The sequence below is a fragment of the Oscillibacter sp. genome, assembly GCF_031978065.1.
GTDB lineage: Bacteria > Bacillota > Clostridia > Oscillospirales > Oscillospiraceae > Oscillibacter.
Genome location: NZ_DALZCH010000072.1, coordinates 1 through 17,002 on the forward strand (window position 1 = coordinate 1; position 17,002 = coordinate 17,002).

16 protein-coding genes and 1 pseudogene are annotated in these 17,002 nt (G+C 42.5%); 9 read left to right on the forward strand and 8 right to left on the reverse strand.

From position 1 onward, the window contains the following. Positions 1 to 143 precede the first annotated feature (143 nt). The 8 genes and pseudogenes from RTK01_RS11260 to RTK01_RS11295 all read right to left on the reverse strand — a co-directional run bounded on the left by RTK01_RS11260 (position 144) and on the right by RTK01_RS11295 (position 4,965). The gene (locus tag RTK01_RS11260; RefSeq protein WP_312281075.1) at positions 144 to 305 is read right to left on the reverse strand and encodes a PspC domain-containing protein; all 162 of its coding nucleotides are present in this window, start codon (positions 303 to 305) and stop codon (positions 144 to 146) included. Between the two features lie 97 nt (positions 306 to 402). Then, positions 403 to 552 (reverse strand): hypothetical protein, encoded by a 150-nt coding sequence (locus RTK01_RS11265; protein WP_312281061.1) that lies wholly within the window; start codon positions 550 to 552, stop codon positions 403 to 405. Between the two features lie 16 nt (positions 553 to 568). Beyond that, complete coding sequence (locus RTK01_RS11270) at positions 569 to 1,303, reverse strand: ABC transporter permease (protein WP_312281062.1); 735 nt, start codon at positions 1,301 to 1,303, stop codon at positions 569 to 571. Positions 1,304 to 1,311: 8 nt separating this feature from the next. Continuing rightward, on the reverse strand, positions 1,312 to 2,049 hold the full coding sequence (locus RTK01_RS11275) for an ABC transporter permease (protein WP_312281063.1): 738 nt from the start codon (positions 2,047 to 2,049) through the stop codon (positions 1,312 to 1,314). Then, positions 2,042 to 2,965 carry an ABC transporter ATP-binding protein gene (locus RTK01_RS11280; RefSeq protein WP_312281064.1) on the reverse strand — a complete coding sequence of 308 codons (924 nt, stop codon included), beginning with the start codon at positions 2,963 to 2,965 and terminating at the stop codon, positions 2,042 to 2,044. The genes RTK01_RS11275 and RTK01_RS11280 overlap by 8 nt, the downstream gene beginning before the upstream one ends. A 158-nt stretch (positions 2,966 to 3,123) precedes the next feature. Further along, positions 3,124 to 4,041: a sensor histidine kinase gene (locus tag RTK01_RS11285; RefSeq protein WP_397352753.1), complete on the reverse strand. Its 918-nt coding sequence runs from the start codon at positions 4,039 to 4,041 to the stop codon at positions 3,124 to 3,126. Between the two features lie 7 nt (positions 4,042 to 4,048). Further along, positions 4,049 to 4,765 (reverse strand): response regulator transcription factor, encoded by a 717-nt coding sequence (locus RTK01_RS11290; protein WP_312281065.1) that lies wholly within the window; start codon positions 4,763 to 4,765, stop codon positions 4,049 to 4,051. Next, positions 4,762 to 4,965 (reverse strand): annotated as a pseudogene (locus RTK01_RS11295) (DNA-binding protein). Before RTK01_RS11295 ends, RTK01_RS11290 begins: the two are co-directional and overlap by 4 nt. A gap of 239 nt (positions 4,966 to 5,204) precedes the next feature. Here RTK01_RS11295 and RTK01_RS11300 point away from each other — a divergent pair. The 9 genes from RTK01_RS11300 to RTK01_RS11340 form a co-directional block, all read left to right on the forward strand. Beyond that, positions 5,205 to 5,762 carry a TetR/AcrR family transcriptional regulator gene (locus RTK01_RS11300; protein ID WP_312281066.1) on the forward strand — a complete coding sequence of 186 codons (558 nt, stop codon included), beginning with the start codon at positions 5,205 to 5,207 and terminating at the stop codon, positions 5,760 to 5,762. Positions 5,763 to 5,842: 80 nt separating this feature from the next. Beyond that, positions 5,843 to 7,141 carry an MFS transporter gene (locus RTK01_RS11305; protein ID WP_312281067.1) on the forward strand — a complete coding sequence of 433 codons (1,299 nt, stop codon included), beginning with the start codon at positions 5,843 to 5,845 and terminating at the stop codon, positions 7,139 to 7,141. Positions 7,142 to 7,167: 26 nt separating this feature from the next. After that, positions 7,168 to 9,582, forward strand: a complete 2,415-nt coding sequence (locus RTK01_RS11310; protein WP_312281068.1) for a PEP/pyruvate-binding domain-containing protein — start codon at positions 7,168 to 7,170, stop codon at positions 9,580 to 9,582. Positions 9,583 to 9,907: 325 nt separating this feature from the next. Beyond that, positions 9,908 to 10,561, forward strand: coding sequence for a hypothetical protein (locus tag RTK01_RS11315; RefSeq protein WP_312281069.1), 654 nt, complete (start codon positions 9,908 to 9,910; stop codon positions 10,559 to 10,561). 828 nt (positions 10,562 to 11,389) lie between these two features. Continuing rightward, on the forward strand, positions 11,390 to 12,016 hold the full coding sequence (locus tag RTK01_RS11320; RefSeq protein WP_312281070.1) for a TetR/AcrR family transcriptional regulator: 627 nt from the start codon (positions 11,390 to 11,392) through the stop codon (positions 12,014 to 12,016). A gap of 92 nt (positions 12,017 to 12,108) precedes the next feature. Continuing rightward, a complete protein-coding gene (locus tag RTK01_RS11325) occupies positions 12,109 to 13,851 on the forward strand; it encodes an ABC transporter ATP-binding protein (protein WP_312281071.1) in 1,743 nt (580 codons plus the stop codon). Beyond that, a complete protein-coding gene (locus RTK01_RS11330) occupies positions 13,848 to 15,578 on the forward strand; it encodes an ABC transporter ATP-binding protein (protein WP_312281072.1) in 1,731 nt (576 codons plus the stop codon). The genes RTK01_RS11325 and RTK01_RS11330 overlap by 4 nt, the downstream gene beginning before the upstream one ends. A 454-nt stretch (positions 15,579 to 16,032) precedes the next feature. Beyond that, a complete protein-coding gene (locus RTK01_RS11335; RefSeq protein WP_312281073.1) occupies positions 16,033 to 16,650 on the forward strand; it encodes a TetR/AcrR family transcriptional regulator in 618 nt (205 codons plus the stop codon). A 125-nt stretch (positions 16,651 to 16,775) separates the two neighbouring features. Next, on the forward strand, positions 16,776 to 17,002 hold a 227-nt coding region (locus RTK01_RS11340), incomplete at its 3' end, for an MptD family putative ECF transporter S component (protein ID WP_312281074.1).

The window sequence follows — 17,002 nt, forward strand, 5'->3', positions numbered from 1 at the left end:
GAATTCATTAGACTAAATTAGACAGTGGTGTTACAAAAATGCTTGACCAGGACAAGTTTGTAACAAAAGCATTGATGCGTTAATAGAATTGTAACGTTGGTTAATAGCATGATAGACACACCGTCTACAAAAGAGAGCATAGCTCAATCCATAAAGTTTCGTGGCTCTTTCGGTACAAAAATTGTAAACAGAATATAGGCCACAAGCCCGCTTCCGTATAGTGCAAAAAATACCAGCCAAAGTATTCTTATCAATTTAGGCTTTACATCAAAATATTTGGCAATACCGCCACAAACACCGGCAATTTTTTTGCCCTATCGAATTCTATATAATTTCTTTTGCATAAGCAGTTGCCTTTCTATTATTGTTTATTAAATCAACACTTTTGTGCATGGTTTGTAATCAGTGACCAAACTGGCCAACCCATTCAACGAGCTGTTCAGTAACTCCTTTGGGTGGGTCATTTTTAAATTTTTCTTCGGTATAACGGTGCAGCATACCAAAGAGCACCACCAATATAATTAGTACAATCAGTTTCTTAGTTTTCTTCATTTTGAGATGACCTACTTCAACTTTCTTTACTATGCTTCAGGCTTTTCAGTATAAGGACAGACATGCAGCCGCAAAGCAATAGACTAATGGAGCTAAGTATTACTTGACTTGTTGATGCATCATAGTAGCCGGAAATCGTAAATACAGCTGTAATAGGATAAATGGCTTTTACCGTATTAGACATACTCATAAATAACCCAGAGAAAGAGAACATTTCAGTAATCACCAGACCTAACCAATAGCTCTTTTTTATGTGGGATACCAAAGCGACAATGGGTGAGATCGCAAGAAACACGGCTAGACCATCCAGAAAATATGCTTTCAGAAAACCTAAAATCATGGCTGCCGACAAATCAGAAAGATGCAGCGTCGCCTCAACCAAAAATGTGATAGCAAAGAGCAGCAAGTAAATCAGTACGCTGAACAAGAAAGTAATCATCATCTTTGCGGCGGTTAATTTTACCGCGTTTACGGGAATGAGCTGCAGAGATTTTATCGTGTCATCCTGTTCTTCACGGCAAATCATATAACTGCCTAAGAGGGCTATAACTGCCGGAAGAACCAAAAAGGTTGCCCATGGCTGCGTTGTTGTCATATACCAGCCTGCATTGTCTATATTCCGGGAGCCGTCATACACTTCCTGCCCTCCTAGAAAAACAATGACCGCTACCATAACAGTTGCAAAAACGGCGAGCCAAACAATATTGGAACGGCGAAGCTTTTGGCGTTCCGCCCAAAGGTATGTTCCCATTCTTTGCCTCACTTTCTTCTCCCCAATGTGATATTAGCAAGAAGCACTGCGGCAATATCCCAGACGCAAATGCAAAAAAACGCCATTGGGACATTAATTGCTTGTGTAAATGCAAGACCGGGAATATCTCCATTCCTTGCGATGATGACGGACAGACTGGATAAAGGATGCAGGTACATGTTGACTGGTATGATAAAAAAACCGAGAAAGCTATAAATTAAGGTAATGCAAACCGAGAGAATATATCCCTTCTGCGAGGCCGCGACTGCCAAAATCGGCAGCATGGAAAAGGCTGTAAGAACGCCAATCTCCAAACATTTTTCCAGCAGAAACAGTACGCTTCCCCATTCAAATGCGACGTATCCGGGAAGTACGCTGAACAATACAGAAGCGGCGGCTGTAAGCAGCATGAAACAAACAGAGTAAAGCAAAACGATAAAGAGTTTACTGAAAAAATATCCCATCTTGCTGATCGGCACGATCCAAAGCTGTTTGAGCATATCGTTCTGATTTTCGTCGTGCATCAGTATGGTACAGAGCATTCCCAAAACAAAAGGCAGGATCATCAAAAATGTGAACCCGAACGCAGACCATTTATAAAACTGCACCGGTTCAACGCCTGCTTTCCCGAAATAATGAAAATATAAGAATGCAAAAAACGGCATAACGAGGGCAGCCAGCATCATAACCCAGATAAGTTTTCTGCGGCGGAGTTTCAGGAACTCTGTTTGAATAAGCTTAAGCAATGCCTTCCCCTCCTGTGATTTTTTTAAAGTAGTCCTCTAAGGTGTCATTACAAAGCTGAGAACTAATAACTGTTACGTTCTGCGTCACAAGGGCTTTATTGATTTCACCCATATCCATAGAAGTATCATAAAGCCTTAGAATATGGTCGTCTTGTACAGAATAATTCTTGACCTTGAATTGCTGCTCCAAAATCAGGGACGCCTTTGGAACATCGGAAACCTGCAGCAGAATATACTTTCCGTTTTTCCGTTTCAGCTCATCCATACTGTTTTCTTCCAGCAGAACTCCATGGTCAATGATTCCAATATCATCAGCCAATAATGAGATTTCCGAAAGAATATGACTGGAAATGAGAATCGTCTTTCCGTGCTCAATGCTCAAATTTTTAATAAAATCTCGTACTTCTGCGATGCCGATAGGGTCAAGGCCGTTCGTCGGCTCGTCCAAAATCAGCAGTTCCGGATCATGCGAAATAGCATTGGCAATACCAAGGCGCTGCTTCATTCCGAGGGAATACTTGCTGAACAGCTTTTTGTCTTTATAAGGTAAGCCTACTACTTTCAATGCGGTTTCAACTGCGTGCGGTGCGGCTGTACCACGCAGCTTTGCGAAAATCTCCAAGTTTTCCGTCCCGGTCAGGTTTGGGTAAAACCCGGGCGTTTCGATAATAGCGCCAATACGGGGATATACCCGTTTTTCCCGGCCCTTAATATTCTTTCCAAATACATCCACCTCGCCGGAAGTGATGGAAGTAAGCCCTAAAATCATTTTCATAATCGTGGTTTTTCCGGCTCCATTCCGTCCTAAAAGTCCGTAAATTCGGCCTTTCTTTACATGAAGATTGACTGAATGTACCGCTTTCTGATTTCCATAAACTTTTGTCAATTGCGTTGTTTCAATCACGAACTCATTCATATAGAATTTCCTCACTTTCAATCACTGTTCTTTCACAATGTGATAGCCAACAGAATGGCAGAAATCATCACAATGAAAAGTATAAGGCATAAACCTTGCCAAAACCTTGCCGCAGCCTTGTTTTTATCTTGTTTTAGCAGCAAGAAAGCCCTGTGCTGTCACAGGGCCTTCGGCAATAGAATTGTGAATGTCGTTCCGGAGCCGGAAATACTGGCCGCTGTAATCGTCCCTTTGTGCGCACTGACAAGCTCTTTTGTAATAGAAAGGCCAAGCCCGTTTCCTTTGGCAGATCGTGAGTGATCGCACTGATACATTCTTTCAAAAACATGCGGAAGATCATCGGGTGAAATCCCTTTTCCATTGTCTGTAATTACAATTTTGGCCTGCTGTTCATTTCCAAAAATATGCAGAGCCATATGATTACCCTCACTGTGGGTAATCATATTCTGTAAGAGATTATTGAGAATACGGGTATATGCGTTTACATCTATGCTTATAGAATACTCTGTTTCCGGTATATCAAATGCGTATGCAAAATGGCTGTTTTCTAAAATGGGAATCCAATCAGCTATAACATTACGGGATAACTCATTCAAATCAAAAAGTTCAAAGTGAAAAATTTGTTCCCCGGAATCCAGTTTAACCCATTCAAACAGATTTTCTACAAAATGCTTTAATTGATGGGTTTTATTGGATGCAACATGAATATATTCGTCCTTTTCTTCGCCTGCAACCATGTTACTTTCAATGGCCTCCAAATAACCAACCAATGAGGCAAGCGGCGTTTTCACATCATGGGAAAGACTTGTCATGAGCCGCTTGTATGCCTGCTCTGATTGTTTTTGCTGAATCAGCCGTGATTGGCTGTTGATTGCAATTTCGTTAATACCATAACAAATTTGTCTTGTCATATCGCTCTCACCTGCTAAAACACGCCGATTCAAATTTCCGTTTTTGATATCTTCTAAAACATCTTTTATCAATGTAAGCTGCGTTCGAACACGCCGCAAAACAGAAACAAGGTACGCTATCATAAGTAGGGCAAGAACCAAGCCCAAAAGCAGATAAGTATTCATATTTATCTCACGCCTCTTGATTGAAGCGATAGCCTACACCCCGAATTGTTAAAATATAAAAGGGATGGTCAGGGTCAGGTTCAATCTTTTTTCGCAATTTGCTGATGAAAGACATAATGTTATTGTCATCAAAAGCATATTCTTCTTCCCATACTTGCGTATAAATCTGTTTTTTGGTAAATACACGCCCTTTATTTGTTGCCAGAAAGGCAAGCAGATCAAATTCCTTTCCTGTCAGCTCTACGACATGATCATTCATGCTGACAATACGATTGGCTTTATCAATCACCATTCCGCTTAGCTCAATATACTCCGAATCTGTTTCTGCCGTAGGGTTTAAGGTAGTGTAGCGTCGAATCAGGGAGTTGACACGAGCCATCAACTCGTTAATGCTGAATGGTTTTGTTAAATAGTCATCTGCACCAAGCCGAAGACCGGAAACCTTATCTTCCTCATCATTTCTGGCGGTGAGCATAAGTACCGGGACATTATTTGTTTCCCTGATTTTTTTTAGAACTTGAAAACCGTCTATATCCGGCATCATTACGTCCAAAATTACAAGAGAAAGAAAATTGCTATTTTTATTTTCGTCAGCCAGACGCAGCCCCTCTATACCACCATGCGCAATAACAGCGGATAAGTTCTCTTGCTCAATACACTTTTTCATAAGAGTGCAAAGCTCTTTGTCATCGTCTACGATTAAAACTCTATTTTTCATTTTCATCTCCCATATCCATCCTCTTTTCCCATATCCATCCTCTTTTTTCTTGCGTCCGCTGGCTTTTCCGAATCTCTTGGAATTGCCCATGAGCGGCCAAACCGGATAACACCATCAATTCTGTTTTCCTCACATAGCTTCTAAATTCTTCTTCTAGTGATTCCCCATTTTTCAGAAGCCTGCTCGACGGATATATAATCAAGCATTTGTATTCCTCCGCAGCGTATATTGATTCTATTGTATACGTATAAACGAATGAAATCAATAAGCCCTTCATTAAATATGTCCATGGTAAATTCATTGCCGGTTCCTTTGATACATTTTCCGATAACAAGCCTTTTTATAATCTTCTGAGATGCTATGTTGACGAGCCTTGAATGGAAAGGTATTATAATATACACAGAACTATTTTGAGGGGGTGAATTTATTGGGACGTCCATATACTGTGGAAGAACGAGCAGAACTGAAGATAAAAATCAAAGAGGCAGCTTCCCAAATGTTTATGCAGCAAGGGTTTAAAGATTTTAGAATACAGCAGCTAACTAATCAAGTGGGCATATCATTAGGAGGCTTTTACACCTTTTACAAAGATAAAGAAGCTCTTTATGAAGAGATCCTGCGCGATGAAAAAAACAGAATACGAAAAAAGATCTTAACAATAATAGAGAAAGAGAACCAAGCCCCGAAAGATTTTTTTGCGGATCTCGCGCATGTTCTTTTAGATAAGACAGCCACAAACAAATTTTACACCAACGAATATAGCAGTTTATTAGAATCATTGGTCTGGAATGACGATCCCATTACCGCAGAGGATAACCTGTATTTCATACAGCAGATCAGACAAATTTGGGCAAATAAAGGAATTGTTATCTCAGCATCTAATGAGGAACTGGCCGCCGCTGTTGCAACGTTGGCCATACTGTGCACTCATAAAGAAAAGATAGGTGTTGGTTTTGATTCGTGGTATCCAGTCATTGAAAAATCGCTTCTTGCGCGACTTTGATACTTTTTGGCCACACTATGAAAAATATTTGATTTTTTCATAGTGTGGCGCTATACTGTTATTGAAGGAGGTGGTTTAGTTTGAACAGACCTAAAAGGACTGCCATTCTCATCGGGTTGTTGCTTTGCATGGGTGCTTCCACCATTATGCAAACCTATTTCAGCAGCGCTTTGCCCGCAATCAGCAGCAGCTTTAAATCTGTTTCTTTTTATTCATGGATACATGGCAGCTATATGCTTGCTTCTTCAGCCGTCATTATATTGTCCAGTGGGCTGTGTCAGAGATTTGGCAACAAGAAAAACTTTATTATCGGTTCTTTGCTATTTGGTATAGGCACTGTAATAGCCCCATTCAGCAGCTCTATGCTACAACTGGTAATCGCGAGAATCGTTATGGGAATAGGCGCAGGGGTAGTAGTACCGGCAACCTATGGTATAATTGGTCAACAATTTGAGAAGGAAAGGTACTCGTCTGTTTTTGCCGCCTTTGCCGTGGTGCAGATTGTGTTCAATGGGCTAGGCAGCTTGACTGGCGGATATCTACCTCAAATTGCTTCATGGCAGGCAATCTTTTATATCTTACTTCCTCTTGAACTGCTAAGCTTCTGGTTGGTATTTCAAAATCTTACTGATAGTGTTCCGGTTATGCATTCAGAGCCTTTTCACTTCCGCCGGCATCTACTTATGATTCTTGCGATTCTTCTCACAACCTTGGGGATCGAGCAAGCCTATCATCAGCAATATCTGTTGCTTGTTTTTAGCGCCGTATTGCTTTTCTTTGTGGTATGGAAGGACACCAAAAACGGAAATATACTGCTTCCAAAGGAATTTGCAACGGATCCTTTGCTGAGAAACCTGTGCCTTCAGGTAGTTCTTTTGGGAGCATTTTATAATGTATGTCTTGCTTATCTGCCAAGCTTGATGCAGTTTTCTATGGGCTTCAGTGCAGATACGGCAGGGAATTTGTTGGCAGTATTCGTTGTCCTTATGGGGGTCGGAAGTGTGTTGGGAGCGTTCATTAAAATTCCTGAACGGCCGACCATACTAATTGGCTGGCTGGCAGGTTTGGCAGGGAGCATTTTCATGCCATTCTTCTTCATACTGGCTGTGGGGCTGCTGGGCTTTGGCTCAGGGATATTAATGTCCGTATTATTGGGATATACCGCCACGCGAACCAAGGATAACGCCTCCGGAGTAAACAGCACCGCCCATTTGATTCGTAATCTTGGTGGCAGTATCGGAACCATACTGTTTCAGTTTTCACTCAGTTATCCGCAGCAATATTATATTGGCGGGGTTCTGATTCTCGCCGTATCAGGAGTGATTGCAGCGTCTGTATCACTTCGATTTAAGCATATTTTGAACGAACCGAAAGCATGAGCTTCGGTATGGAGGAGGGTTTAGTCATGAAATACATCAGAAGTTTTCAGGAAATTAAAAAAGAAGATGTTCCTATCGTCGGAGGAAAAGGCGCAAATTTAGGTGAAATGTTTAACGCCGGTTTGCCTGTTCCCGATGGCTTTTGCGTTACCGGAAATGCGTTTGACGAATACATGAAGCGGAATGGCTTTGACCAGCAGGCATCGGCTTATCGGGAAACGCTTCGCTCTGAAATTGCGTCCGGACAGCTTTGGGCTGAGTTGGAACAGGAAATTGCTGGATGCTATGCTGTGCTTGGAGAAAATGTAAGAGTGGCTGTCCGCTCCTCAGCTACCGCTGAGGATTTGCCGGAAGCAAGCTTCGCCGGGCAGCAAGAAACCTATCTTAACGTTGTTGGTAGAGAGCCGCTTACGATCGCTATAAAAAAGTGCTTCGCGTCCCTGTATTCTGCACGCGCCGTTGCTTATCGCAAACAGGCAAACTTTGATGCGGTCAAAATATCTTTGGCAGTTGTGATTCAAAAGATGGTGGAAAGCGAGGTGTCGGGCGTTCTTTTTACCGCCGATCCCGTCAGTCAGAATCCAGATCAAATGATGCTCAATGCCTCATGGGGACTTGGCGAGGCAATTGTTTCTGGGAAAGTAACCCCGGATATCTATATCTTCAGCAAAAAGTCCAAGCGTATTGCCGATAAAAAATTGGGTGACAAAGGTGTTCTGATCTGTTATGGCACCACAGGAATCGAGGAAAGAGAAACACCCTTGGAGCAAAGAAGCCGTTTTTGCCTGAATGAAAAGCAAGTGCTTGAAGTCTTTAAAATGGGTCAAAAGGTGGAACAGCATTATGGAAGTCCACAGGATATCGAATGGGCTATTTCAGGCGGCAAGCTATATCTATTACAGTCCCGCCCTATTACCACTTTAAACAAAGCAAATAAAAGTCAGCCGGAGCTTTCCGCATCACAAAAAGCTGTGCTCAATAACTGGATTGAACATTGCCCCACGCCCCTTTACCCTCTGGATGTAGAACCGTGTGAAATCATAGATCAGGCAAAATCAAAAGTTTTTCAGGAATTAGGTATTTCCATTGGCGGCGAGCTAAACATGGACGAAAACGGGATACTATCCTTCTCAGCAAGTACGATGCGTATTTCTCCGCGAATTGTGAATATCCCTTTTTTGCTGCCTCAATTTACAAATTATGCGGTAAATTCTTCAAATACAGACGGTGCATTCTCCAAGATAAAAAAGGAACTGGAGGAAATATCTGGGGCAGATGTTTCCCGGCTATCAGTCCCTGCGCTGATTCAGAATGTAAAGGCTTTGATGAACTTATCGGAAGAAATTGCTTACGTACGTTTTCGCTATAATATCTTCCCGTCTGTGGCTGTTTCCAAGCTGCTTTATCCGACTTTGCACCGGATAGATAAAAAGATTGATGAATTCGATTTGCTAAGCGATTTGCCTTATAAAACATGGGAACTGAACGTCGCATTAAGAAAGCTGGCCGCTTATATTCAGGATCATAAAGACTTAAACAGTGCTGTTACGAGTTATAAAATTATGGATAGAAGTGCCATAGAAACCATTCGGGACGACTATCCTGAATTTTCCGTCAGGTTGCAAAATTTTCTCAATGAGTTTGGATGGAAATCAAGCAGCAGCTACTGTGCATTTGGCTCCGTATCATGGTTTGAGGATATGATCCCGCTCTTTTCTTTGATAAAAGTTTTGTTACAGTCGGATAACAAGGATTTAGGAAACCACAAATATCAGGAAATTCTTGAGAAAATCGCTTTGCGATTTTCTGCAAAGAAAGCTGCCAAGGTTTGTAAGAAGATTGAAGAAATACGAGGGTATCATGTCAACAGGGAAGAAAGTCTTTACCTGATCGAGATGTGCTATGGATTGGCACGCAGAGCAGTTTTTGAACTGGAGCTTCGGTTTCCTGAACTATTTGAGCAGCCAAAGGATATCCTTTTTCTTACATTGGAGGAACTATATGCGCTGACTGCCGGGACTCATAATTATAAGGAGCGAGTTACGGTTAGAAAGGTGAACCGTCCTCAAAACGAAAAATTGTGGAGTGGCCTTTCGCTTGGCGGGAAGGTTAGTAACGAGAATGCGTTAACAGGCGTATCAGGCAATAAAGGTATTTGTCAAGGCAAAGTTAAGAAGATTCTTACCTTGCAGGAATTTTATAAAATGCAGCAAGGTGACATTTTAGTTTGCCGATATACCGACCCTTCATGGACGCCATTGTTTATTCTAGCGTCCGCGGTCGTCTCTGATACAGGCGGACCATTATCCCATAGCGCTATCGTCGCAAGGGAGTATAACATTCCCGCTGTTTTAGGCTGTGGCAACGCAACTGAAATGTTGAGTGATGGGCAGGAAGTTGTAGTGGATGGAGAGAAAGGTGTTGTCCAAATTGTAACTTAAAAGCCATCTTAAAATAAAGGGAATGCCCTGTGAAAAAACGTTGATTTGTTGGGTGCTTAATCCGAGTCTTTGCTCTTGACAAATATTCAGGTGGTGGGAAAATGCACGAAGGAAGCAGAAAGCCTGCTGCCAAGAACCGTACAGGGTTTTCTTTTTGCTAAAACAAGATAAAAGCAAGGTTACGACAAGGTTGATGGTTTATACTCTAAATTGTGATAGTTTCTGCCATTATATTGGCTATCACATTGTAAAAGCGCAGTTCCATTTTCTACACAACAATCGTATTAAAATTTTGGGATAAAGGCAAACGTGAAAGGTAATAGACATGATAAAAAAAGTATTTGTGATGGTAGTAGTATTGTTGTCGGTTTTAGGGCTATGTGCATGCGCTGCAAAGGTGAACGAGGTGAATGGGAACCAGGGAAAAGACTCCTCGTCAACTGGCGATGAAGGCATAACAGAAAGTCCGGATGGTTCTTCTGCTGCCGACTCTGGTGCAGATGATTTAAATGTATTCTTAGATGACAAGCGAATTATTCAAGATCAATCATTTGATGTAGAACTGGATGATTGGGGAAGCGTGAGGCTTGTTTCCTATGAGCCAGATAATAGTGTTGATTTTGAAGATGTTTCATTTTTCTTAACAGTAGAGGATCAGGTTATTTATTCTTTCCCTTATTACTGCGAAAATAATAGTACAGAGAATTATGTGGGGCTGTTTGATAGCGTGACTGCTGTGGATTTTTATGACGTGAACAATGATAATTTCAAAGATGTAATTGTCATAATTAATTATGTCACAGGGGCTGGGCCTCAAGGTATGACCCCGCGCCCCAGAGCTAGAATATTCTTAGCGGACAATCAACGATTTCATCAGAAATTTGACCTTGCAACGGACTTGATTGATGATATCACAAACAATATTGCGGAAAAGGACCTTACAATTGCCGCAATACGTGAATATCTAAACGCCGAGTAATGCCAACATTTTTACTGAAACTGCCGTAAAAGACTTGGGCGGCCATCATGAGGCCCAACTCTATTTTTAAGAATATGCATTCCCTTTTGCTTGTATCTGTATTTGTATTTGCGCTAAGTGCCTGCGGACAAAGCGGCACCAACATTAAAATAATGAGCATATTGACACGTTAAAGATGAAAACAGAAGATAGTGAGGGCGGTAAGTTTATCGTTTTAATTATGGATATTTTATATGATTAGGGACAATATCGGACTTGTTACATAAAAGGGAAAAATTTTGCTGGAAAACATCAGCTTATATGAAATTGAAGATAACGACGTTGTGGACTTGCGTTATGAAAAAACAGGGGAATGAGTTCAAGAGGGAAGTGTATAAATGAAAAGCTGGTTTACAGTCTTCTGATTAGGCCCACTTGTCAGAGTTCCTACAAAAGCATATTTTTAAATTGTGGGGGTTCAAATTCTCGTGTTAAAATAGCATGATATTCAGTATTGATGTGGCTCGCAAAGAATGATATTCCGGATCTTGTTCCCATTTGGACTGGGTTCGGATGATTGCTTTTTTTAGCAGTACAACAGCAAAAAGGGCGAGGGTTTAAACACCTTTGTCCTTTTTGTTGTCATGTTACTTGTGCCGCCACAAAAATAAGCAATCCCAAATTGATTTTTTTTACCGGTACATTCTTAATCCCGAACAATTTTGATGTATCCTATTAAAAAATTAGTAGCGGTGACAAAATGATGTGAGATAAAGAGTTGACAAAATTATTCTACTGTGCTAAATTCATAACATTGTTTTATAACGATGTTATGAAAGGAGCAGTTTCGTGGCCAAGCAAATTGAGGGTGTCTATGAGCGCGTTCTTGAATGTGCCAAAGAAGAATTCCTGAAAAGTGGATACAAGGATGCATCTATGAGGACGATTGCTGTTGCGGCGAGAACAACAACCGGCTCTATCTATACGCGTTTTGGCGATAAGGAAGGTCTTTTTAGTGCGCTTGTTGAACCTGTTGTACAGGAAATGTTGCAGACTTTCTGTCGTACTCAGGAGATATTTCATGGGCTTGACAGGCAAACGAAAATAAATACTATGCCTGAATATTCTTCTAAGAGTATGGAACAACTGCTGGATTATATGTATGCACGCTTTGATGAGTTCCGGCTCTTGCTCGATTCTTCGTATGGCACGAAGTATCATCACTTTATTGACGAGATGGTCCGCATTGAGGTTGAATCCACCTATCGGTATATGGAGGTGATTGGCTGTGAAAATGTAAAACGTGGTATCGTCACCGAAGAGTTTCTGCATATTATTACAACAGCCTATTTTGAGGGCGTTTTTGAAGTTGTGCGTCACAATATGCAGTATGAGGAAGCAAAAAAATACATCAATATGCTAAGAGACTATCATATGGCAGGGTTTGGCACGATTTTTTCGCCCCCTAGCACATGAGAACACACATAGTTGGTTTTATGCGACGGCATAAAACCAACTAAAAATAAAATCATAAGTTAGTCATAACTAATAATTTGGGAGGAGTTAACATGAAGCAGAAAAGTTCCTTACTACGAATTTGGGAGCTGGGAGAGTCGGAGCATAAACGCTTGTCGGGCGCGATTATCAGTGCGCTGATCGGTGTGCTGGGTGGCGTCATTCCCTACATAGCGGCAGCACAAATAATTATTGGTATGGTAAGTGTAAATCAGGATCTGACGTATTATCTGATTTGGTGTGGGGTAGGTCTAGCAGGTTATCTGGTACGTACCTTGTTGTATAACTTTGCATTGGCACTGTCTCATCAGGCGGCATTTTCTATTTTAAAAGAGATTCGCCAAAGAGTCTTAAAAAAGCTGCCGAAGCTCCCGCTTGGCACCGTGATGGATACCAAAAGCGGCAGGCTCAAGCAAATAATTGTGGATCAGGTGGAAAGCATGGAAACCACCCTGGCACATCTGCTGCCGGAAATGACATCGAATATTATCGGCCCCATTTGTGTCCTGATATATCTTTTCGTTTTAGATTGGCGCATGGCGCTGCTCTCCTTGGCGTCCTTGCCGGTGGGGATGGTCTTCATGATGACGATTATGAAAGGTTATAGCAAAGACTGGGAAAGTGCTGTTAAAACCACGCAGGAAATGAACGAAACAATTGTCGAGTATATCAGCGGCATTGAGGTAATTAAGGCATTTAATCAAGGCAAGCACTCCTATGCCAAGTTTTCAGACAGAGTGAAAGCAAATGCTTCCTACTACTACAATTGGATGAAGCGGTGTCAGTTCAACATGTCCTTGGCATATTCCATTGCGCCCACCACGCTGGTTACGGTGCTTCCTGTCGGATGGCTTTTATACCACGCAGGTAGCTTAACTGTTGAAACCTTTCTCACCTGCATCATTTTGTGCTTGGGGCTGGTGACGCCTCTTTTAAAAGCCATGAGCTTTATTGATAACCTTGCTAAAATCGGCACAACCGTAGCCTCCATTGACGAGTTCTTGGAGGGGGAGGAGCAGCGGCACGCTGCGGCGCCGGCAAAGCTTGCCACCTATGATATTTCACTGCAAAATGTTTCCTTTGGATATCATGCAGACAAGGAAATTTTGCATGGAGTCACTCTCAACATTCCGGCGGGCAGTATGACAGCATTGGTTGGACCTTCCGGCGGCGGCAAATCAACCATTGCTAAATTGATTGCGGGCTTTTGGGATGTAACCGGCGGCGCGATTAGTCTAGGCGGTGTAGATGTAAAGGAAATTCCTTTGGAGCAGCTTTATGAGCAAACGGCATTTGTATCGCAGGATAACTACCTGTTTGATGATACGATTCTGGAAAATATCCGCATGGGAAAGAGCTCCGCTTCCAATCAAGAGGTAGAAGCTGTGGCGAAAGCGGCCGGCTGTGACGGCTTTATTCGGGAGCTTGAGCATGGCTATGAAACGAGGGTTGGTGGTGGCGGAGCTCACCTTTCCGGCGGCGAGCGACAGCGTATTGCCATTGCCCGTGCAATGTTGAAAGATGCTCCGATTGTGATTCTTGATGAGGCTACAGCCTACATAGATCCTGAAAACGAAGCTGTGATTCAAAAAGCAGTAGCAAAGCTCATTAAAGGGAAAACGGTGATTATTATTGCCCACAGATTATCAACCATTACGGATGCGGATCAGATTATCGTGGTGCAAAACGGGCAGATTGAGGCGGTGGGAGCCCATGAAAACCTTCTTACTGATTGCTCGCTTTATCATTCAATGTGGCAGGCGCATTTAGGTACGAAGGACGGTGATGCAGCATGATTGAAACCCTTAAAAAAATATGGTGGTTTGCTGGGACGGAACGAAAAAATATCAACAAATCACTTCTCATTGGTCTGATAAACGCCATTTTCCGTATGCTTGAAATCGGTGCTATTTATGTGGTGGTGCAGGCGCTTCTTACAGGGCAAGGGGACAGCACGCCCGCTTGGATTGCGCTTGGATTGATTCTGGCAAGTATTTTGGGCGTTGCTGTGACCAAGTACTTTTCGCAATTACAGCAAACCCACGCCGGTTATTTTATGGCGGCGAACAAGCGCATTGATATTGCAAATCGACTGAAAAGCGTCCCCATGGGATATTTCAATGAAAACAGTCTGGGCGAAATCACCGGCGTTTCCACCACCATATTGGACAACGTGGAAACGGTTGCGCCCATGGTCCTAGTTGATATCTTAGGCGGACTCATCAATGCGACTGTATTTACGGTTATGATTCTGTTTTGGGATTGGCGCATTGGCGGTATTGTTGTGGTGGGTACGGCGCTTTATCTGTTTGTTACCTCGCTGATGGATCAAAAATCCAGAAGCATCGCGCCCAACCGTCAAAAGTCTGAAACCGTTATGGTTGGTGCTGTTTTGGAATACATACAGGGAATGAGTGTCATTAAGTCCTTTAATCTCACTGGAAAAGGCGATAAAAAAATTCAGGATGCACTGGAGTTTAATAAAAAAAGCAATCTTGCGCTGGAGAAGCTTTTTACACCGTACACAATGGCGCAAGGCTTCATTCTTCAGATATTCAGTGTTATTATGACGGCAGCGGCGATTGCTTTTTGGCTTGGCGGAACCATGAGTGTCGCCAATGCGCTGATGACTGTGATTATGTCCTTCTTAGTGTTTGCGCAGATTCAATCCGCCGGAAGCGGACTGTCCCTCCTGCGGGTTGTAAGCAGCTCTATCGATCATGCGCAAAGAATGGATGATATTCCCCAGTTGGATGAGCACGGACGGGACTTGACCCTCAAAGAACATGATATTGTCTTTGAAAATGTGTCGTTTTCTTATGAAAACAAAAAAATTCTCAACAATATTACTTTAACGATTCCGGACAAAACCACCACGGCAATTATCGGGCCCAGCGGTTCCGGAAAAACCACACTGTGCAATCTGATTGCCCGTTTTTGGGACGTGGACAGCGGCAGTGTCCAAGTTGGAGGGCATGATGTAAAGGAATATACGCTGGAATCTTTGATGGAGCAAATCAGCATGGTTTTTCAGAATGTCTATCTGTTTGCCGATACCATTGAAAATAACATTAAGTTCGGAAGACCTGACGCCACACACGAAGAGGTGGCTGCGGCAGCAAAAAAGGCCTGCTGTGAAGATTTTATTTTGGGGCTGTCCGAGGGCTATGACACCGTCATCGGCGAGGGTGGGGCCTCTCTTTCAGGTGGGGAAAAACAGCGTCTTTCCATTGCCCGCGCCATGCTCAAGGATTCCCCCATTGTTATTCTGGATGAGGCGACGGCAAATGTAGACCCCGAAAACGAAGATCGCCTTCAACAGGCCATTGAAGCGCTGACCAGAGACAAGACAATTATTATGATTGCGCACCGCTTAAAAACGGTTCGCAATGCGGATCAAATTTTGGTAGTGAATGATGGCGAGCTTGTGCAGAGGGGCACTCACGACCAGCTAATTAGTCAAGAAGGCATCTATGCCGACTTCGTCCTTGGCCGAAAAGAGGCAATTGGATGGAAGCTATGACATGATATAAGATTTCATGTGCTTCTGGCATACTTCTCCACATGGATACTTCGTACAAACGCTCTTGTTGACCGGCTTGTTCTGCACCTTGAAGCCTACGTCAATACGGGCACTGAACGTTTTCAATTGCCCTGCTGATCGTAAATCAGCAGGGCTTTTCCTTTACTCGTTCCGGGGGTCTCCTATGGAGTGTTTGAATGGAACCGGAAAAAGGGACAGTCGATAAGAAGCCTCTTAATGCAGGAACATAGAACTACATCAGGGGCGCGCACAGGTCTATAGCTGGTACCATGGCAACAAATGGAGCAAGAAATCCCATGCCAAGCTGAACCGGATATTCTCCAGCGCTTTCAACAATGCAATTTCCATATTGCATTTCAACCAAGTCCGTGTTAAAATTCATATTACGATGTAATATTACAGCGTAATTATGTTTCGGAAAGAAGGTGTAAAAATGTCAAGGGACTTTCAACAGACGCATGAGAATTTACTGCTCTGCGCAGAAAAGCATTTTTTGAAATTTGGCTTTGAGCGCGCAAGTATCAGGGAAATTTGCAAGGACGCCAGCGTGACAAACGGAGCCTTTTACAATCACTTTGAGGATAAGGAAGCCCTGTTCGGCTCATTGGTGGATCCCATTCTCCAGAAAATATCAGAAATATATTCCGACTCAGTGGTAAAACATTTTGAACTGGCTAAGACGAATGAGTTGAAAGATTTGTGGAGTCTTTCAGAGGAAACAATCCAGCAGATCATTGAATATGTCTACGAGAATTTTGATGCTTTTAAATTATTGCTTATGTGTTCAGACGGTACAAAGTATGCATCTTTTCTAGACGATGTCGTTCGCAGAGAGGTACGCGAGACATTGGCACTGATCAATGAATTAAAATCAAGAGGCGTTCCCGTTAAGGATTTGGAGGACGATGAGTGGCATATGCTGGTGCACTCTTACTTCGCTTCGATTGCGGAAATTGTTTTTCATGACTATCCGAAAGCCTCCGCATTAAAGTATGCACACACGCTTGCTGCATTTTTTAGTTCTGGCTGGCAAAGAGTTTTGGGGATATAATACCCCGAATTTTTCTCGTCTAGTTAGCTTTGGATAACTTGCGCGAAACTCAAAGCAGGCCCATAAATATCCTATATTACACGGAGAAACATTACGTATTTATAGATGGAAGGAATTAGATCAAAATGAAAAAGCAAATAAACAAACTCACAGGCAAAGACCTGATCAATGTTGGAATTTACACCGCAATGACGCTTGTTATATTCTTTGTCATTGGACTGCTGACAGCGCTCCCGGTAGTATATCCGTTTCTATTTATTATTTGGCCGGTTGTTTGCGGGATTCCAATGATGCTGTACTATACTAAAATTACAACATCTGCGATGCTGACGACCACTGGTGCCATAAGTGG